This is a genomic window from Psychrobacter coccoides, assembly GCF_017498085.1.
GTDB classification, from domain to species: Bacteria; Pseudomonadota; Gammaproteobacteria; order Pseudomonadales; family Moraxellaceae; genus Psychrobacter; species Psychrobacter coccoides.
The window spans coordinates 13,005-32,766 of record NZ_JAGBKM010000016.1 but is presented as its reverse complement, the minus strand read 5'-3'; the positions used below and the strand labels follow the sequence as shown (position 1 = coordinate 32,766).

Annotated in this window: 20 protein-coding genes; 9 read left to right on the top strand and 11 right to left on the bottom strand. The window is 46.6% G+C overall.

Features of this window, described 5'->3' with window-relative positions; all coding sequences use genetic code 11:
* Positions 1-49 precede the first annotated feature (49 nt).
* Complete coding sequence (locus J3492_RS09240) at positions 50-499, bottom strand: GatB/YqeY domain-containing protein (protein ID WP_207991766.1); 450 nt, start codon at positions 497-499, stop codon at positions 50-52.
* 255 nt (positions 500-754) lie between these two features.
* A complete protein-coding gene (gene rpsU / locus J3492_RS09235) occupies positions 755-970 on the bottom strand; it encodes a 30S ribosomal protein S21 (RefSeq protein WP_201575929.1) in 216 nt (71 codons plus the stop codon).
* Between the two features lie 382 nt (positions 971-1,352).
* Here rpsU and J3492_RS09230 point away from each other — a divergent pair, with 382 nt between their 5' ends.
* The 4 genes from J3492_RS09230 to J3492_RS09215 all read left to right on the top strand — a co-directional run bounded on the left by J3492_RS09230 (position 1,353) and on the right by J3492_RS09215 (position 4,092).
* A complete protein-coding gene (locus J3492_RS09230) occupies positions 1,353-1,724 on the top strand; it encodes a hypothetical protein (protein WP_207991765.1) in 372 nt (123 codons plus the stop codon).
* Between the two features lie 124 nt (positions 1,725-1,848).
* Positions 1,849-2,418, top strand: coding sequence for a c-type cytochrome (locus J3492_RS09225; RefSeq protein ID WP_207991764.1), 570 nt, complete (start codon positions 1,849-1,851; stop codon positions 2,416-2,418).
* A 226-nt stretch (positions 2,419-2,644) separates the two neighbouring features.
* Positions 2,645-3,682, top strand: coding sequence for a tRNA (adenosine(37)-N6)-threonylcarbamoyltransferase complex transferase subunit TsaD (gene tsaD / locus J3492_RS09220; protein ID WP_207991763.1), 1,038 nt, complete (start codon positions 2,645-2,647; stop codon positions 3,680-3,682).
* A gap of 38 nt (positions 3,683-3,720) precedes the next feature.
* Positions 3,721-4,092, top strand: coding sequence for a CrcB family protein (locus J3492_RS09215; RefSeq protein WP_207991762.1), 372 nt, complete (start codon positions 3,721-3,723; stop codon positions 4,090-4,092).
* A gap of 150 nt (positions 4,093-4,242) precedes the next feature.
* Here J3492_RS09215 and J3492_RS09210 read toward each other — a convergent pair whose 3' ends face one another.
* The 5 genes from J3492_RS09210 to potA all read right to left on the bottom strand — a co-directional run bounded on the left by J3492_RS09210 (position 4,243) and on the right by potA (position 8,925).
* The gene (locus J3492_RS09210; RefSeq protein ID WP_207991761.1) at positions 4,243-4,806 is read right to left on the bottom strand and encodes a GNAT family N-acetyltransferase; all 564 of its coding nucleotides are present in this window, start codon (positions 4,804-4,806) and stop codon (positions 4,243-4,245) included.
* Between the two features lie 220 nt (positions 4,807-5,026).
* Entirely contained in the window at positions 5,027-5,917 is an 891-nt protein-coding gene (locus J3492_RS09205; protein WP_207991760.1) for a LysR family transcriptional regulator, read from the bottom strand.
* Positions 5,918-5,996: 79 nt separating this feature from the next.
* Complete coding sequence (gene potC, locus J3492_RS09200) at positions 5,997-6,797, bottom strand: spermidine/putrescine ABC transporter permease PotC (RefSeq protein WP_207991759.1); 801 nt, start codon at positions 6,795-6,797, stop codon at positions 5,997-5,999.
* A complete protein-coding gene (potB, locus tag J3492_RS09195) occupies positions 6,797-7,684 on the bottom strand; it encodes a spermidine/putrescine ABC transporter permease PotB (protein WP_207991758.1) in 888 nt (295 codons plus the stop codon). The genes potC and potB overlap by 1 nt, the downstream gene beginning before the upstream one ends.
* Positions 7,684-8,925, bottom strand: a complete 1,242-nt coding sequence (potA, locus tag J3492_RS09190; protein WP_207991757.1) for a spermidine/putrescine ABC transporter ATP-binding protein PotA — start codon at positions 8,923-8,925, stop codon at positions 7,684-7,686. The genes potB and potA overlap by 1 nt, the downstream gene beginning before the upstream one ends.
* A gap of 364 nt (positions 8,926-9,289) precedes the next feature.
* Between potA and J3492_RS09185 the strand changes: the two genes are divergently transcribed.
* The 3 genes from J3492_RS09185 (at position 9,290) to J3492_RS09175 (ending at position 11,791) form a co-directional block, all read left to right on the top strand.
* Positions 9,290-9,928: a carbonic anhydrase gene (locus J3492_RS09185; protein ID WP_207991756.1), complete on the top strand. Its 639-nt coding sequence runs from the start codon at positions 9,290-9,292 to the stop codon at positions 9,926-9,928.
* A 244-nt stretch (positions 9,929-10,172) separates the two neighbouring features.
* Positions 10,173-10,751, top strand: a complete 579-nt coding sequence (gene gloA, locus J3492_RS09180; protein WP_243453200.1) for a lactoylglutathione lyase — start codon at positions 10,173-10,175, stop codon at positions 10,749-10,751.
* 53 nt (positions 10,752-10,804) lie between these two features.
* On the top strand, positions 10,805-11,791 hold the full coding sequence (locus J3492_RS09175; protein ID WP_207991755.1) for a mechanosensitive ion channel family protein: 987 nt from the start codon (positions 10,805-10,807) through the stop codon (positions 11,789-11,791).
* 93 nt (positions 11,792-11,884) lie between these two features.
* On the opposite strand, the gene J3492_RS09170 is transcribed toward J3492_RS09175, so the two are convergent.
* From J3492_RS09170 to ribA, 3 genes are all read right to left on the bottom strand, one after another.
* Positions 11,885-12,358 carry a c-type cytochrome gene (locus J3492_RS09170; protein WP_207991754.1) on the bottom strand — a complete coding sequence of 158 codons (474 nt, stop codon included), beginning with the start codon at positions 12,356-12,358 and terminating at the stop codon, positions 11,885-11,887.
* Positions 12,359-12,637: 279 nt separating this feature from the next.
* Positions 12,638-13,633, bottom strand: a complete 996-nt coding sequence (gene hemF, locus J3492_RS09165) for an oxygen-dependent coproporphyrinogen oxidase (protein ID WP_243453199.1) — start codon at positions 13,631-13,633, stop codon at positions 12,638-12,640.
* Positions 13,634-13,694: 61 nt separating this feature from the next.
* The gene (gene ribA / locus J3492_RS09160; RefSeq protein ID WP_207991753.1) at positions 13,695-14,351 is read right to left on the bottom strand and encodes a GTP cyclohydrolase II; all 657 of its coding nucleotides are present in this window, start codon (positions 14,349-14,351) and stop codon (positions 13,695-13,697) included.
* Positions 14,352-14,853: 502 nt separating this feature from the next.
* On the opposite strand from ribA, the gene dxs reads away from it, so the two are divergent.
* Together dxs and J3492_RS09150 are read left to right on the top strand one after the other, a co-directional pair.
* Positions 14,854-16,923 (top strand): 1-deoxy-D-xylulose-5-phosphate synthase, encoded by a 2,070-nt coding sequence (gene dxs, locus J3492_RS09155; protein ID WP_207991752.1) that lies wholly within the window; start codon positions 14,854-14,856, stop codon positions 16,921-16,923.
* 274 nt (positions 16,924-17,197) lie between these two features.
* On the top strand, positions 17,198-18,025 hold the full coding sequence (locus J3492_RS09150; RefSeq protein ID WP_207991751.1) for an inositol monophosphatase family protein: 828 nt from the start codon (positions 17,198-17,200) through the stop codon (positions 18,023-18,025).
* A 229-nt stretch (positions 18,026-18,254) separates the two neighbouring features.
* Here the strand turns inward: J3492_RS09150 and J3492_RS09145 are convergent, their stop codons facing one another.
* Positions 18,255-19,649, bottom strand: coding sequence for a WS/DGAT/MGAT family O-acyltransferase (locus J3492_RS09145; RefSeq protein ID WP_207991750.1), 1,395 nt, complete (start codon positions 19,647-19,649; stop codon positions 18,255-18,257).
* Between the last annotated feature and the right edge of the window lie 113 nt (positions 19,650-19,762).

The window sequence follows — 19,762 nt, the reverse complement described above, 5'->3', positions numbered from 1 at the left end:
TACGGTATGGGCGCTTTATTTATGACAAGCTTGTATGAAGGCAGTTGAGTCAGCCTTGTAGCGCCTCTTTTACCAGTCTTGAGATGACAGCAGGATCCGCACGACCAGCGGTTTTGGTTTTTAGTGCGCCCATCACGCTACCCATATCACGCATAGACGTCGCACCTTGCTCAGTGACTTCCGCATTGACCAAGGCGGCAAGCTCATCATCGTCCATCTGCTTGGGCATAAACTCATTAATGATATCAATCTCAAACTGCTCTTTGGCGGCTAAGTCGTCACGACCATTTTCGGTAAAGATATTCAGTGACTCTTGGCGTTGTTTGAGCTGCTTTTGTAATATATCGAGTACACCAGCATCATCCAGCTCTGTTTTACGGTCAATCTCAATCTGTTTGACCACAGCTTGCACGTTACGTAGCACTTTAACACGCTCAAGCTCACGGGCTTTCATAGACGCCTTGATATGATCAGATAGGCTTTGCTTAAGTTGGCTCATTGGCTTAATCATTCCTTATATATTTTGTAGAGTGTCGATGTTATCGTTTAGGGGTTATCGTTTAGGGATGGTATAAATACTAAAAATTGTAGCATAAAAAACGCCACTGATATCAATGGATAACAGTGGCGCTAGTATATCTGGGATTATGATATATATAGGTAGTGACAGGGATAATCTGATATTTTATTATCCAAACTCATTATCGACTGATACAAATGGTATGAATGCCAGTAAACAGTCGCTAATCAGTGCTTAGTACATACGCGTGGTACGGATAGTTTCGCGTTGTAATTTTTTCTTATAACGCTTTACAGCAGCCGCTTTTTTGCGCTTGCGCTCTTGCGTTGGTTTTTCATAAAACTCACGTTTACGTACATCTGATAGTACACCAGCTTTTTCACAAGCACGCTTAAAACGACGGATAGCGATATCAACAGGTTCGTTTTCTTTAACCTTAACTGAAGGCATGAATACTCCTTTTGGAATGAGATATAAAGGCATTAGCTTGGCTGTATAATAGTATTTAGCCGTAATATCTCAAGATTACAGGCATCAGCTCAAACTAGGACAATTTTGTGTGCTTACACAAGGGCAGGTATTTTACTAAAAAAATCCAGTAAAGTCAATGCCTTTAGAGCATTTATGTCTTGTGAGCATAGGGGTGCTGAGTATAGGCCTGCTTTAGGTATTTACTCCACTTCTTTTGCTGTATTTAAGTCAACACCACCGCTGGTTATGCTAATAAAATTGCGGCTGTCTGTAACGTATCGGCTAAAGTTTATGTTATTATGATTTCCATACTGTAGTAAATGTTTTATGCTTTTATGTCAATTTTATTGAGGGTTTTGGAATGAAAAAAACAGCACTAAACATGGCTTTAAGTACGGCACTTATGGTCAGTCTGGGGATGGGTCTCACAGCGTGTAGTGGTGACAAAGAAAAGGTATATGCCCCAGATCGGGTTGACGAAGCGGCTGAGCTTGCTCGTAGCAATGCGCCCGAAGCTGAAGTTATGGAGTTCCCAGAGACTGCAGCAGCGCCCGAAGCTGATGAGGCGACAGACATGGATGATGCCGCATCTGAGGCAGACCCAGTAGACGCAGACGCTTCAGAGGATAATTCAGATGACGCTGCTGACATGGATGCTGACGCTGACAGTGACGTAGCAGAAAGCACTGATGCCGAGAGTGCTGATGCTGCTGAAGCAACGGTAGCTGAGTAGTCTATATCTATAATAAACCGTTACATAGCAGGCCGTGTCAGCTGTCACTTGTCAGATATAACCGAGGCGAGCGCCTTGTGTCGGCATCAGCCGCCACCGTCAAATACACAACAGAGGGTTAAATATGAACAATAAACAACAGCGTATACATAAACTCACATTATCTACTCTTGGTATGAGTGTGCTGCTGACGCTAAGTGCCTGTAGTGGTGACAATACAGCTGATGACGCCCCTGCCGCCGTCGAAGAACCTACGACAACGGTAGTAGAGGAAGCGCCAGTCGTAGAAACAGAAGTGGCCACTGATGAGCCAGTGCTAGACGCTGCGTCTGAAGAAACAGCTGTGGTCGAGGAGACGGCTGTAGTTGAAGAGACAGACGTGGTCGAAGAAGAGATCACCACGGAAGAGACAGTGACAACTGAAGACGAGGCTGCTGAGCCTGAAGTGCTGGCCGCAGGTACAGGCGCTAAAATCTATGAGGCAAACTGTAAGCTGTGTCACGAAGGTGGTCTACTAGGGTCGCCCATACTGGGTGATAAGGCGGCATGGAGTGCTCGTCTGACTAAAGACAAAGAAACGCTTTATATGCACTCTATGAATGGCTTTAATAAAATGCCAGCGCAAGCGACCGATAAGGTAAGCGAAGCGGAGGTTCGAGCTGCTGTGGACTACATGATCGAAGCGGTCAGCTGATACGTCTTTTTCAGAGCCACGATTGACTACTCATCAGGCTCTAAGCCCGTATGCGCCATTGAAATTTGCTAAACTTACCGTCATTGTAATAACCAATGGCGGTTTTTTTGTATCTGCTTATGGGTCAATAAAAAGGCCAAAAGTAAGATAAAAAAACCACACGCAGATCTGGCTACACTAAAGACAAAAGCACACTAAAAAACAAAGGTATGATAAAGGCGACAGCATGAAAGTATTGGGTTTAGAAACCTCTTGTGATGAGACGGGGCTGGCTATTTTTGATAGCGAGCAAAGAGACAGTGACAATCAAGGCCTACTTGGGCAAGTGCTGTACTCTCAGATAGAGCTGCATGCCCTGTATGGCGGCGTCGTACCTGAGCTTGCCAGTCGTGATCATATCCGTAAGCTGGTGCCTTTGCTCAATGAGCTTTTGGCGCAGTGCGGTATGACGAAAGATGATATCGATGCCGTGGCCTACACTAAAGGCCCGGGGCTTATTGGTGCTTTGATGACGGGTGCATTATTTGGCCGCAGCTTGGCTTATGGCTTGGGTGTACCAGCGATTGGTGTTCATCATATGGAAGGCCATTTGCTCGCACCACTTATGGGCGCCAACCCTCCAGCGTTTCCTTTTGTTTCGCTGTTGGTATCTGGAGGGCATACACAGCTGATCGCCGCTTATGGTATCGGACAATATGAGATATTGGGCGAGTCCATCGATGATGCGGCAGGGGAGTGCTTTGATAAGGCCGCCAAAATGCTCAATCTACCGTACCCTGGTGGTCCCAATATTGCCAAATTGGCGGAAACGGGTAATCCGAATGCTTACGATTTACCAAGACCCATGTTGCATCGAGGCTTGGATTTTTCGTTTAGTGGTATGAAGACAGCAGTACACAACCTGATTAAAGATACGCCTGATTCTGATAGCGACCCACACGTCCGTGCTGATATTGCCGCAAGCTTTCAGCATGCTATGGTCGATACGCTGGTAAAAAAATGCGTGAAAGCCCTGAAGCAAGTCAGCATGAGCCGCTTAGTGATTGCTGGTGGTGTCAGTGCCAATACCCATCTGCGTAAGACCTTAGAGCGTGAGCTGGCTAAAATAAACGCCTCTGTGCATTATGCACCACCAGAATTATGTACTGATAATGGGGCGATGATTGCTTATGCTGGCTTTGAGCGTCTGCAAGCAGGGCAGTCTGATGATCTAGCTGTCAGCTGCGTGCCCCGTTGGCCGATGACCGAATTACCAGCGCTGTAGTTGTCTGTTTGTCGCTTTGATCATAAAAAGGATACGCTATGCAGTGGTTGGCCATTGGTTTAGGAGCAGCACTTGGGGCCTGCTTGCGGGCATGGCTGACACGCTTTAATCTGTTGCACAGCTGGATACCACTGGGTACATTGGGGGCTAATGTCTTAGGCGGTCTACTGATCGGTCTGGCGCTGGTGTGGTTTGAGCGTATGGGTAGTGGCCTATCTGATCATGTACGGGTATTTGTGATTACTGGGTTTTTGGGTGGACTGACGACCTTTAGCACGTTTAGCGCTGAGGTTTTTGGTTTTATCCATGATGGGCGTATACTGGCAGGGTTAAGCCTTGTGGGTTTGCATGTAGGGCTGACTTTGCTGGCGACTGCTGTAGGGTTTTATTTGTTTAAGTTGGTTTTGTGAGCTTTGGTAGATGTTGCTCGTTTGATGGTCTGATATAAGTAGTTCTTTTATAGCAGTCTATTTTGAGTGGTCTATTAATAGGTTTTAATGGCAAAGTAATTGGTTCGTTTGGGGGTATACATTCATCAATAGAGCTCAGAGTATCCTTAATTAGTGCTTTTTTATTTTCATCCATTCTTCTCGCGACACTTTGTATAGTACGTGTTCGGCAAGTGGGTCTGTAACTTCTATAGCAGGATGATGAAAGTTTTTTCTTGTGTCCTTCATATCAAGACGTTCCATGACGCGCTGTGAACGCTTATTTATCTTTGCAGTAAACGATACGACTTCATCGAGCTTTAGTTCTTCAAAAGCAAATTTTAAACAAGCATTAGCGGCTTCTGTAGCATAACCATAGCCCCAAAAGTTTTCACCCAATCTCCAACCTATTTCGACACAAGGATTAAACGGAAGATCTTGTTGTGGTTGATTTAGACCAACAAAGCCGATAAAAGTATCACTACCTTTGAGACTTACTGCCCAAAAACCCCAGCCTTTTTCATCTATAAGCAGTTGGCACTTTGAAGCCATAGCATTACTTTCTTTTTCTGTCAGTAGCTTAGGAAAATACTCCATTACGTCTTTACTAGAGTTTATTTTAGCAAAGAGTTTTAAGTCTTTTTTTCGCCAGTGCCTTAAATAAAGGCGATCCGTTTCTAATGTTTTCGATAGCATGACTAACCTTATGTTTAAGTAAATTAAATCTCGTCTTAGAGATAAGCGTTTACAATGAATAAAATATTGATTCAAAAACCAACTGCATGTACATCATAAAGTAAACTGCGGCTATTTCAGCGTGTCAAAACGTTGATATCAATAACCTACAGCCAAACCTTCAAATCCTCACTAGGGTACCATGCTTATAGCCATGATCAGTGATTATGGTAAATAAAGCCTACAACGGCTTCACAATCTCATCAAGTAAACTCGCAAACCCCTGCATATAAGCCATGTCTTGGCTCGAGGTACGTGTTGCCGCATACAGTTGACAATGCACGCCTGTGCCTAATGGCCGAGAAACCACCCAGCCCTTTTTTTCGTATTCTGCGACTACCCAATCGGGGAGAGCCGCCACCCCACGCTCGCTGGCGACCAATTGAATCAGCATTGCCGTCAGCTCTGTGCTTCGAATACGTGCAAAGCTCACATCGCTTGGTGTCATAAAGTTGGCAATGATATCAAGGCGCTTGGCTTCTACTGGATAAGCAATTAAAGTCTCGTCTGTTAAGTCTGCAGGCTCAATCCTCTCTTGTGCGGCCAGATCATGCGTTGGTGAAAGCACCAAACGGCTTTCGTACTCAAATAAAGGCTGATAGCTGATCCCTTCTATCGGCAAATCACTGGTGGTAATAAGCAGATCAATATCGCCCTCGGTCAGCAAATGATGCGGCTCAGGTTCAAACCCCGTGGCAAAGTCCAGCTCCACATCCGACCACGCACGGCGATACTGATTGAGTATCGGCATCAGCCAATCAAAGCAGCTGTGACACTCAGAGGCTAGGCGTAGCCTGCCAGCTTGTCCGTGCGCTAAGCGCTTGAGGTTGGATTTGGTGCGAGTGACTTGCGGTAAGATGCTGTCTGCGAGTGCCAACACTGTCTTGCCAGCAGGCGTAAAGGTCAACGGACGGGTGCGCCGATTGACCAGACTGATGTCATAATAGCTCTCCAGCTCTTTTAGCTGATGTGAGACGGCAGAGGCGGTGACATGTAGCTCATCGGCCGCCGCTGCTAGCGAGCCGTGCGCACGTAGCGCCGTTAAGGTGTTCAGGTGACGAAGTTCTAACATAGCATTATCTAATAACAGAGATGAATTAAATTCATTGTACTAGATATGCCAGTGAGTTTCATTCAAAAGTTAGTATGACTTAGCGTCGACGCAATAATAATTGTGAGATAACCACCAACACCAAAGACGCAACCAACAATAACGTACCGATGGCGTTGACTTCAGGTTTTAGTCCGACACGTACCATGGAATAAATCCGTAGCGGCAAAATCTCATAACTTGGCCCTGTGACAAAGGTAGAAACCACCACATCATCTAGTGACAAGGTAAAGGCCAGTAACCAACCTGCCATCACTGCGGGCATAATCACAGGAATCAAAACCGTGCGCACCATGGTTGACTCAGAAGCGCCCAAGTCACGTGCCGCCTCCATCAAGCGCTCATCCAAGCTACTGAGGCGGGCAAACACAGTGATAACCACAAACGGCAGGCAAAAAGTAATGTGCGCCAGTAGTAGTGAAACAAAGCCTAACTGTAGACCAATCAACAAAAACAATGCGAGCAATGAAATAGCCAAGACAATCTCAGGCGACATCATCAGCACAAACAACAGCCCGTTTAATACGCCTTTACCACGGAAGTTATAACGGTGTAAGGCGAGGGCGGTCAGTGTGCCTATCAAGGTTGAAACGGTCGCAGCGACCAAACCCAAAACGATAGAGTGCCAAAAAGCATCAAGCATGGCTTGGTTATTAAATAATGACTCGTACCACTTTAAGCTAAAGCCGCCCCAATTATAGCCAATCTTTGACTCATTGAATGACATGACGACCAAAACAATAATCGGCAAGTACAACAGAGTATAAATCAGACCCAGATAGCCTTTTGCTGCGATACTACCGATGCTAAGGGGTCTCGTGTGGCGTTGGTTATTAGACATTAGGCCACCTCATTAAAGTCAGTCTTACCAATGCGGCGACTACTGGCACGGTAGGCAAGCAACAGCACGGCCATGGCCAGCGTCAGTATCACACTGGCGGCAGCACCAAACGGCCAGTCACGAGCATCCAAAAACTGGTTTTTAATGATATTACCTACCAGTAAGTGACGTGAACCGCCCAGCACATCAGCCACATAGAACATCCCCATAGCTGGCAATAGCACTAACAGTACTCCTGAGATAATGCCCGGCGTGGTGAGCGGCAGTACCACGTGCCAAAAGGTCTGCCGTTTGGAGGCGCCCAAATCCTGTGAAGCCAGTAGCATGTCATTACGCAAATCAGTAAAAACAGCGTAAAGCGGCAGTACCATAAAGGGGAATAACAAATAAGTCAGACCTGCTATCACTGCGCCTTGCGTATATAAAATATTGATAGGAGCATCGATGACCCCTATCGCCAGTAGGCTTTTATTGATCAAACCATTATTGGCAAATAGCAGCTTGAGAGCATAAGTGCGTACCAAAGAGTTGGTCCAAAACGGCAAGATCAGTAGCATCATCAGTAGCGGCTGCCAGCGTGTCTGGGCTTTGGACACCAGCCAAGCAAACGGATAGCCGAGTAACAAGCAAAGCAGGGTCGTGATCCCTGCCATCCATAAAGAGTGGACAAATACCTCAAAATAGAGCGGGTCCATCATGCGGACATAGCTATCGAAGCTGACAGGTAAACTGATAAAAGCACTGCTATCACGGGTCAAAAAACTGACGGCAATGACCAGTATATTGGGCAATAACGCAAATAGCAGTAGCCAGCCCCAAATCAGCCATAGCGTTGCAGTACGAAAGGGGCTTTTGCTGCCCAAATTAAAACGGCTAATACGTGCCATCAGCTGCCATCCTTGTATAGCGTCGTCTCTTGTCCCGTCAAAGGCTCTTCGGGGAGTACCCACTCCCAACCATCGACCCATGCCACTTTCACCGCTTCATTGAGCTTATAATCAAAGCTTGGGTCATCTTCATCAAAGAACTCAGAAGCCTTGATAATATGGCCGTTAGCCAGCTCTATAATAGAGTCTAGGGTGCTGCCTTTGTAGTTACTTTCAATGACCCGACCGAGCAGTCCTGCCTGCCCGTCGTCTGCAGGGTCATAAATCCGTAAATCCTCAGGGCGAAGAAGTAAGTTTACGATATCACCGACTTGCACATCATTGGCAAAGTCAGGGCGACGCAGATTGCGCAAGGTTGCCTTGCCCTCTTGCACCTGTGCTTCACAGACTTCGACCTCGATGCGGCCATTGGTCACTCTACCATCACGATCAGGCTGCTTAGGGTAGACGCCTTTGACCTCGGCTTTAAATAGATTGGTTTCGCCGATGAATTTGGCGGTAAATAAGTTGGCCGGCGTTTCATAAATTTCAATGGGTGTACCGATTTGCTGAAACCTGCCGTCTTTCATCACCGCAATGCGATCAGACATCGACAGCGCTTCTTCTTGATCATGAGTGACAAAGACAAAGGTAATGCCAAGCTCACGCTGCAGCCGTTTAAGCTCAGACTGCATCTGCAAACGCAGCTTGTGATCAAGCGCCGATAGGGGCTCATCCAGCAACAAGAGCTTGGGACGATTGATGACCGCCCGTGCGATGGCAACACGCTGCTGTTGACCACCGGATAAGTCTTGCGGTTTGCGGTTGGCCAAATGCTCAAGCTGTACCATAGCGAGCATCTCACGTACCCGAGTCTGAATCTCATCCTTGGGTACCTTTTTGAGCTTGAGGCCATAGGCGACGTTTTGTGCCACGCTCATATGCGGGAACAGCGCATACTGCTGAAACACGGTATTGACGGGACGCTTATCAGCGGGTAGCCCTGCCATTTGCATACCATCTAAAGAAATTGTCCCTGCCGTTGGCTGCTCAAAGCCGGCAATCAAACGCAGCAATGTCGTCTTACCACAGCCTGACGGACCAAGTAAGGTTAAAAACTCACCATGCTTGATATCTAGATTGATGTCTGTCAACACTTCGGTTTGGTCGTATCTTTTTTGTAGACCCTTGAGTTGCAGCAGGGTCTCATCAGCATTGGAGGATGCAGAAGCGATAGGCGTATTCATCAGTGAATCAGTCATAAGGTCTATTCCTAGGCGTCCCATACGCCAGTGCCGAAATGAGGTATTTAAAGGTCTGAAGACAAAACACTATAAACCAGCTGGCTTGGTATGAGTAAAAGCCTGGTCTAATGGCTGCATATTATAACAAACCCTTGGTATAAATCAGTGCAAGTTCGTTATCGGCAGACCTTAACCATATTAAAATAAATTTCTTATTATTTTTTAGTCGCTATTACTATACAATCCCTTTAAGGCTGATATATGCTGATAGCTATAGCGTGCTTGAGACTCAAATCAGACTCAGTAATAATGTCGCCAACCTCTATTTAGTTTAATTTCTTAACAACTACCCCGAAGATAGTTTGATAAAAAAGGATTTATTATGCCTAATGATATACGCCCAAAAACGGGTCAAGAAGCACTCGAGCTGTTAAAACAAGGTAATGCCCGCTATGTCGAAAGTCTCTCTATGACAGATCCTTGTATGCAGCAGCGCCCTGAGCTAATCAGTGACCAAGACCCTTTGGCGATTATTTTGGGCTGCTCGGATGCCCGAGTACCGGTTGAGATTGTCTTTGATCAAGGCCTCGGTGATTTGTTTGTCATTCGAGTCGCAGGAAATGTGGTTGCACCCTCACAGATTGGCTCAGTTGAGTTTGCTGCCGAAAAATTCGGTACTAAGCTGGTGGTGGTACTTGGGCATTCACATTGCGGCGCCGTGACCGCTTGCGTCGAAGCATTGATCAACCCCGAACAAAACTATACCCCCAACTTGCAGTCGATCGTTGATCGTATTCGTCCAAGCGTCTATAACCTCCATGAGCTGGCTACCGCCAACGGACAAGATGTCGATGCTGACGAGCTGCTTGAGAGCTCCATTAGTGCCAACGTACGGATGTCAGTCAGTCAGCTCAAGCATGGTTCACGAGCGCTAGAGGATTTGACGACGAGTGGTCAGCTGTTGGTCGTTGGTGCAGAGTATGATTTAGCGACAGGTAAGGTGTTGTTTTTAGACAATTAATGACGGCTGTGCGCAGGCAGATGAGAGGCAAATGGAGCCTAGGCCGTGTCCTCATTTTTAGCCCATTTAGGTGTCCTTCGATTGAATTGAGGACAGGCCCTAGATAAAACATATTGAGTCATATTCTTACAAAACCTCAGCACGCATCGCCTGGTTTTCTATTATCATGAAATGGTCAAACCAATCATGACAGTCGTGATTGGTTTGTTTACACATATTATTTTTTGTCAATATTAGGATAACTATGTCTAATTTAATGCCTCATTCAGCAACTGATAACCATCAATCAACGGTCGCTCAACCTGACAGCAGCGTAAAGACAGATGGCATTCAGCCCATCTCTGCACAGACTTCAGGCTTTACTTTTAACCACACCATGCTGCGAGTCAAAGACCCTGCTAAGTCACTGGAGTTTTATACAGGTGTGCTTGGTATGACGTTACTGGCAGTAAAAAAGTTCCCTGATATGGAGTTTGATTTATACTTTTTAGCCAAGCTGACCGAGGAGGAGCGTGATCACTTGCCAGCGGGTGAAGAGTTGGAAATCTTTGCATTCCGTCAGCGTGGTATCTTAGAGCTGACCCATAACTATGGTACTGAGAATGACGCTGACTTTAGCTATCACGATGGCAATAGCCAGCCTCAAGGCTTCGGTCATATCTGCTTTAGTGTGCCAAATCTAGATGAAGCCGTGGCTTGGTTTGACAAAAACAATGTCGAATTCAAAAAACGCCCAGAAGACGGCAGTATGAAAAATATCGCCTTTATCAAAGACGTCGACGGCTACTGGATTGAGATTGTACAAGCGGACTTGATGGGCTAGTGTAGCGATTCTTTTGAACCTGAGCCAATATTAACTGAAGGATAACCTGTTTTATGTCGAGCCCTGTCGCTACTGCTGAAACCACTGCCGATACCGCAACGGATGTTGTGCCTACTGAAGCTATGACTTATCACACTATAGCCGATACGGCTCATGAGCTGGTGATGAGCTTTGTCGAGCGAACGCCTTACTTTATCGCTGCGATAATCTTGATCGTTATCTTTTGGCTATTATCAAGACTATTCAAAAAAGTGGTGCATAAAATACTGGGTAAACGCCGGCATCAAAATCTGGTCAAAGTGTTTCAGCGAGTCGGCGGGGCATTAATTGTCTTTGTCGGTTTTATGATAGCGATGGTCATTGCGGTCCCAGGGTTTACCCCTGCCAAGCTCATCGGAGCACTGGGTATAGGTTCAGTTGCCATTGGTTTTGCGTTTAAGGATATCTTTCAAAACTTATTGTCTGGTATTTTACTGCTACTCTCAGAGCCGTTTCGCATCGGTGATCAGATTATCTCAGGCGACTATGAAGGGACGGTTGAGGACATCAAAATCCGTGCCACCACCATTAGAACGTATGATGGACGGCAAGTGGTTATCCCCAACTCGGATCTGTATACGTCTGCACTGACTGTCAATACGGCGTATAAACAGCGCCGTCTGCAAGTGGCCGTCGGTATTGGTTATGAAGATGACATCGAAGCGGCAAAAGCTGAGATTTTGCAGGCATTAGATAAAGCAGATACGGTGTCTACCAAAGCCAAGCCCAGCGTGATTGCCACAGGCTTTGGCGGTTCATCAATAGACCTGACGGTACGTTGGTTCATCGAAGATGGTACCCAAGCGAACAAAGTCGCCTCGATTCACCAAGTCATCGTAGAGATCAAGACGGCGCTAGATGCGGCAGGGGTAAATATACCTTTCCCGATACGTACTATCGACTTGAGCGACCCATCGGTAACCGCTATCGTCAATAAAATACAAGAGCAGCAGGCGCTTGATGCCAGTAATACCACCACAGCCTACGATAACTCACACTAAGTTGAGAGTCAGGTTTCTCTTCTCATAGATTTGTATAAAAAAACCGCCATATCATCTGATATGGCGGTTTTTCTCAATTGTGCTGACTGATTATTAACCGTTGTCTTTTACTTTATAGTCGGTATGACAAGATTTGCAGCTCTCGCCAACTGCGCCAAGGGCTGGCAAGACCTCTTCGATGCTCGTCGCTGACTGTGCCGCAGCGTCTAGTTCAGCAGTTACTTGCTGGAAGTGAGCGGCTTTGGCGGTGAAGTCGTCATTGTTGCTCCACACCGCTGATGTGGCATTACCCAACGCTTCTGAATTCTCAAAATGAGTCCAAGGCGTCGCCGCATCACTTGCTAAGTATGACGCTTGTTCTTTGAATACCTCTGCATCAAAGGTCTCAGGCGCTTCTGCCATATCACTCATGACCCCCATCGCATCACCCCAGCTTTTCATGCTGTCCTGACGGGCCTTGACATCAGGGTCTACTGACGTACTACAGGCCGTCAGACCTAGGGCCGCTGTCATCAATGTAATGCCAAAAACTGATTTTAATGAGGTGTTTTTTTGAACCTTTATCATAAGTGTGACTCCTTTTTTATTACTGTCGTCGACCCTTTATCAAAGAATGATCAGGTTCCTCTTGTAGCTGGTATGTCGCATACTGGCACAATCGGTTGGCTAATCTGTCCTTTTTAATCGAATCAACGGTACTCACAGGCACAGTAACTGCCGCCTCCAAATTAAATGGCTAATGCATTAACCATGATTTAAAAGTGATTTGTAAAATCGCTTCGCTTAAAGAACTATTGTAGACAAATTTTTTTATAAAATAAGCACAATTGGTATAAATGATGTAGCTTATAGGTTTAACCAATCACGTGGTTGTAGATAAAAATCAGTCAGCTCAAACTCTGCGGTACCTGGCTTAGGCTCAAAACGATAGTGCCAGCTGACCAATGGCGGCATACTGACTAAAATAGACTCAATACGTCCATTACTCTGTAGTCCAAAGAGCGTACCTCGGTCATAGACTAGATTGTACTCAACATAGCGGCCACGGCGATACAGCTGAAACTGGCGCTGCTCATCCGTGTAAGGGTTTTTTTTGCGGGCTTCAAAGATAGGCAGGATACCATCTAGATAGCCATCACCGACTGCCTGCATAAAGTCAAAACAGGTTTCAAAGTCCCAGCCACGACTGTCTGTATTGACATCATCATAAAACAAACCACCGACGCCGCGCTGCTCATCACGGTGGCGCAAATAGAAGTACTCATCGCACCATTGTTTAAAGTCAGGATAGATACTGTCGCCAAAAGGTGCGCATAAATCATGACAGACCTGATGCCAGTGTACGCAGTCAGACAGCACTGGGTAAAAGGGCGTTAAGTCAAAACCACCGCCGAACCACCAAATAGGATCTTCACCTTCTGCTTCGGCGACGAACAGACGGACGTTGGCGTGACTGGTTGGCACATGAGGGTTTTTGGGATGTACAACCAAGGATACGCCCATGGCTTGGGCTTTGCGACCGGCGATATTTGGATGGCGCGCAGTCGCTGAGGCAGGCAGGTTATGGACGTGAATATGACTGAACATGACGCCCGCTTTTTCGATGACCTCACCATCTGCTAAGATACAGGAGCGACCGCCGCCGCCTTCGGGGCGCTCCCAGTCATCAGGAACGAAGGTGGCATGACCACCACCATCACGCTCTTGCGCCTCTAACGCTTGGCAGATACGCGCTTGTAGAGCGACCAAATACTCACGTACTCGGGCAATGTCAGTGTTTGTCGGGGTGGTGCCCATGTCAGCTGCCTCTGAGGTCGTATTTGGGTTATGAGAAGTCGTCATAAAGACACCTATAATAAAAGTGGGTGATAATAACTTGTGAAGCGTGGAATAAGTGCGGGCGTCATTTATTCAGATGGGCTGCTGTATAAAACTCTTTATCAAGCAAGTGCCCCATACGGTCGCGCTTGGTGGCCAAGTATTCTGCATTCATATCATTGACGCCGACCACTAAGGGCACACGTTCAGAGACATTGACACCATGCTTGGTTAAATAAGCCACTTTATCAGGGTTGTTGGTGATAAGACGTACCTCATCGACGCCCACATGGGCCAACATCGGTGCACACATGTCATAAATACGAGCGTCAGCAGGTAAGCCTAGCATCAGGTTGGCATCCAAAGTATCGTGCCCCTGATCTTGTAGTGCATAAGCTCGAATCTTATTGGTCAAGCCAATCCCGCGGCCTTCTTGGCGCAGGTAGAGTATAGCGCCGCAGCCTTCTGCTTGTATGGCTTGCATGGCAGTGTTGAGCTGTGGGCCACAGTCGCATTTTAATGAGCCAAAGGCATCTCCTGTCAGGCATTCAGAATGAATACGCACTAACGGAGCTGGGCGCTGTCTTTGGTCTGTGTTATCCGTCGCAGATTGCTCATCGCCTACTGGCAGGCCAACCGAGAGCATGACATGCTCTTGACCGTCATCGTTTTCAAAGACATGAAGATCAAACTCGCCATGACGAGTGGGCAACTTAGCACTAGTAATAAATTGATATGACATTGATGTCCTGCATAGACTGATTATTGTAACGATAGATGGTGTAGTCATAGTCATGTCGTGATAACTATGTCGATATGGTTGTATAATGCCAATAAAAATAGCATGTTAGTCGCAATTGTGAGAAAAACACACAAAGTTCACAGACTACGCACGATGATTAAAGCGACTGTTTAAAAAAAATGCTATTATGCCATACTATTTTGATGGATACAGTGACAAGTCTTTGTCCTTACATTACTGTATCGTCATTAGCGCATAAGTAAAGCTACATTTTATGAAGAAAAAGTGACTTTTTTTGTGTATCACTTATGCACCTTTGAATAACCCAAAGACGATGTTTTAATCCCCGCTTGATTTATTTTGCTAGTCGCATATAACTTGTGACTATGTCGGTTGGGATACGCTTTTAACGGTCGCACTCTATCTTATCAGAACGGTAAGGCAGCGTGTCGATATGCAAAAGTAGCATCTTGTCAGCAGATTGGTAGGTATCGTACGATTTATGCAGCAGACATCTTATTCCACACAGTCTTGGTCTTCACCTGCGTCGCTTTCTACGCCATCAGCTACCGACTCTGCTGCACCCCTATCTGGCTTGCAACAGACGTTTGAGCAGATACCGCATACGCGTCCAGAGACGCCACTACTGGATGCTATTGACGCTCCTTTAGACCTAAAAGCCCTTACGACCGCGCAGCTCATCACTTTAGCGGATGAGCTGCGCCTGTTCTTATTATATTCTGCTGGTCAAAGCGGCGGACATTTTGGGGCCAATCTGGGCGTGATTGAGCTCACTATTGCGCTACATCACTTATTAGATGCGCCAAATGATCAGATTGTTTGGGACGTTGGTCATCAGGCTTATGCTCATAAGGTGCTGACCGGACGCCGTGATAGACTGGGCAGTATTCGTGCAAAAGGTGGGCTGACGGCATTTCCTGAGCGAGCCGAATCGATTTATGACACCTTTGGCGTGGGACACTCTTCGACTTCTATCTCCGCTGGGCTGGGCATGAGCCTAGCGCTGCGCTATCAGGGTCGCCCGCAGACCGTGGCTTGTGTGATTGGTGACGGGGCGATGACCGGCGGCATGGCCTTTGAGGCGATGAATGATGCGGTACAGCAAGACGCTGACCTATTGGTTATTTTAAATGATAATGATATGTCGATATCCTGCTCTATTGGCGGGTTTTCGCGGCATTTGGCCATGCTTTGGGAGTCAGGTTATCAAGTTGATATCTCAGATGAAGGTACACCGTTATTACGCCGTCGCCCACATATGCAAGCGTATGATAGACGCAAGCGCCATAGCGAGCAGCGCAATGTACCACAGTTAGAAGATAACTTGTTTACTGCCATTGGCTTTACGTATTTTGGCCCGTTTGATGGTCATGATATGCCAGAGCTGCTGCGGGTGTTGTCACTAGCCAAACAAGTCCGTGGTCCTGTATTGGTGCATATTTATACCACTAAAGGGAAGGGCTTTGCGCCGGCTGAGGCTGATCCAGTTGGTTATCATGCGATTAGCAAATTACCTGTAAAAGAGGTAGCAAAGACTGACTCAAAGAAAGACAGCGCTGCTGACACTAAGGTGCCTGCCCTTAAGTATTCGCAAGTGTTTGGGCAGTTTTTATGTGACAAAGCGGCACAGGATGACAAGCTGCTCGCCATCACGCCAGCGATGGAGGAAGGCTCGGGTATGATAGACTTTGCTCGTCAGTACCCTGAGCGCTTTTTTGATGTGGCGATTGCTGAGCAACATGCCGTGACTTTGGCCGCTGGCATGGCCACTCAAGGCGTCAAGCCAATCGTGGCCATTTACTCCACTTTTTTGCAGCGTGGTTATGATCAGCTGATTCATGATGTGGCGCTACAAGAGTTGGATGTGACCTTTGCCATCGATCGAGCGGGTTTGGTGGGCGAAGACGGTGCTACCCATGCGGGCGTTTTTGACTTGGCTTTTTTGCGCTGCGTGCCCCATATGCTGATCGCCACGCCAAAAGATGAAAACGAGTGCTATCATTTATTAAACACCTGCTATGAGTACCAAGGCAGCACAGCTGTACGCTACCCACGCGGTACAGGTACAGGTGCGATGATCAGTCGTCCAGCGCAAAGCTATAAAATAGGACAAGCAGTCGTAGAGTCTGTCTTGGGAGAAGATAATGCTCCTAAGAAGCTTGCGCTGCTCGCATTTGGGACCATGGTAGCCACTGCCGAGCAAGCGGCTAAAATCCTGACCTCGGATGAAGCAGTGTCTGACTGTCAGGTTCAAGTAGTAAATATGCGCTGGGTAAAGCCGCTGGATACCAAGCTGCTTGAGACGTTGCTTACGCAAGGCGTCACTCATATCGCAACGCTAGAAGAGCATATGATCATGGGCGGTGCTGGCAGTGCGGTAAATGAGTACCTGCTAAACGTTTCTCCAGCCTTTGCCACTAGCCGTCCTGCTATTGCCAATATTGGTATTCCAGATCGGTTTATTGCGCATGGATCACAAGCAGAGCAGCTGGCTGACTGTGGTCTTGATACCAGTGGTGTGGTTGTTCAGTTACAGCGTTTGTTGTCTTAACCAAAAATAGAGATATAGCTCCAGCACCTACTTGCCGTAGGTGTTTATTGTTTTACAGCTTATGTCGTTTATGATGGCAACCATGAGAGATGGTGTGCTTGGTGTTTTCGGTTTTTCTTATTTCGTATTTTTAGTATGATGTTATCCGTGTTTTTAGGTTGTAAAGAAGTAAGGTAATCCAGTGGACAATTGCTCTGCTGTTTACCAGTATAAAGGCAATATTAGCAGTTCTCATTTTTTCGTTTTATTCATTCATTAAGCAGATAGGTTATTTATGGAACCCATGGTCGTCATCGCAGCGCGTGCTGCCGAAAAAGTCGGTGCAGAAATTTTACATGCGCATCAAAACCGCCACAAAGTCGAGTTTGATACTGAATCAAAGGGCATCGATGGCTTGGTGACCCGCATCGATCGTTATAGTGAAGAGCTGACCATTGCCACCCTAAAAAACAGCTACCCCAACCATTCGTTTTTGGGCGAAGAGTTTGGTATGCAAGAAGGAAGTGGTGAAGATGCGGACTGGTGCTGGATTATCGATCCGTTAGATGGCACCAAAAACTTCGTTCATGGTATCCCGCAGTTTTGCGTATCGATTGCGGTACAGCATAAAGGCGTGACCCAGCATGGTGTGGTGTATGATCCTGTTCGTGATGAGATGTTTTCGGCCAGTCGTGGCAAAGGGGCTCGTCTGAATCAGCGCCGTATTAACGTCAGTGAACGTAAGACCATTGATGGTGGTTTGTTTACCACGGGTCATCCTCTTGAACGCAAACGGGATGGACAGGTCATCTCTTATGCTAAAGAACACTTTGAGAGCTTGCAGAAGGTGTCAGAAGCGGGTGGTCAGGTACGTCGTTTAGGCTCAGCTGCGCTAGATTTATGCTATGTGGCTGCTGGACGTTTCGATGGTTACTTTGAGATGTCTATCAAGCCTTGGGATATCGCCGCAGGTGAGCTTATCGTATCAGAGGCGCGTGGCGTCGTGGTCGATCACACAGGTGCACACAACTCTATGAGCTCAGGCTCTATCTTTGCCTGTAATGTGAAGTTGTTGAAACCCTTGATGCAAATGGTCGTGCCGACATGGCGTGATGCAGTATAAGTTAAAAGCAATAATATATTCATTTGCATAAAAAAAGCTGGCACCAAAACGGGGCCAGCTTTTTTATTATAGTCGGAGTACTTTTAAACCGCTACGGTGTTACCCGCCCTAGATGTACTTAGTGTACTATCTGCGGTCGGTCGCCTTGTAGCGATTTTAAAATTTCTTGACTATAGCATCTTTTCGGTGTGATGGTGAATCGGCCGTCTATTTATTCAAGCCATTCACGCTATTTTGGTAGACCAGCACCTAGCTCATCGCATGTTTGCTCTAGTAGCTGTAGCTCTTCTTCTATTAATATCAGCATGTCTTGCACATGAGGTACGGTCTTGCTACAAGCCGTGATGCCAAACTCAATCTTATCCAAATAGCTGGCCAGTGTGATATTGATGGCTTGACCATTAAACACGACAGAAGCGGGATACAAGGCTTGTAGACGAGCCCCATTCCAGTACAGAGGTTTTTCAGAGCCAGGGACATTGGAGATAATAAGGTTGAAGGCTTGTTTTTTGGGGAATAGACCCGTCAAGACATTGATACCCTCCCAAGCGTAGGCAATAGCGCTATAGTTGATGACTTGGGCCTGAGTCATACGTCTAAAGCGGCGCTTGCCGTTATTCATACTGCGATGAATCAGTTTCATCCGCCGTATAGGGTCATCTAAATGTGTGCCCAAATTGGCCAATACAAATGAGAGCTGATTGCCGGCTGTACTGTTGTCACTGCGTAGTGACATGGGTACAAAAGCAATCAGAGGCTTGGTAGGCAATGCATTCATTGAGATCAAGTAGCGACGGATGGCCCCAGAACACACTGCAAGTACCACATCGTTTCTACTCACGTTGAGCTGGTCAGCAATATCATGAAAGCGCTTGATATCATATGACTGAGCGGCTATTCGCCGTGAGGCAGAGATGCGCTTGTTCAGTATGCTCATTGGCGCATCAAAAGTACCCACATAGCCTTCATCGCCATAGTTTTTAAAGTTGTCTAGCAATTCTGTAAATACAGGTTTGATGGTAGACAGCTGCTCTTTTATGATACCAGATATAGATTTTTTCGTGGGGAGGGCAGCGTCGATTTGGTTGCGATGGCGAGCGACTAACGACCAAACAGGCAGGGTGACAGTTTCCGTCGGTGACTGTGATAGCGTCTTTTGCAATAAGCGCATGGCGGCGATACCATCCACTAAAGAATGGTGTATTTTAAAATACAAAGCGAAGCGCTCAGGGCCATCTTCGGTATCTGGTTGTACGCCTTCAATCACATGACACTCCCAAAGCGGCATAGCACGATCAAGCAGGCGTCCATGCTCTCTTGAGACGTACATGAGTAATTCACGCACGCGGGCTGGTTTGGGCAGAGCGACATGATGAAAGTGATGCTCAACATCAAAGTGTTTGTCTTCTTTCCAAAATATTAGATTTTCGAGTACCTGATTAAAAGGAAAGCTTGGCGGTGCTTCAGAATTTTGCATCTGTTTTACCAGCTGATAGACAAAGTTATGCTCTGAGCCCTGTGCGTCTTCAGGCAGCTCAAATAAAAACAGCCCGCCCACATGCATAGGCTGCTTACGAGATTCCAGAATCAAAAAGAGCTGATCAACAGCTGTCAAAAGTCGCATAATAAGTCCTTTTATGGCGGTAAATAATGGGTAATAAGCTATTCATATTCACCATATAAGCGCCTACTTAAATGATTACTACCTTATAGAATTGCTAATATCCTAAATAATGA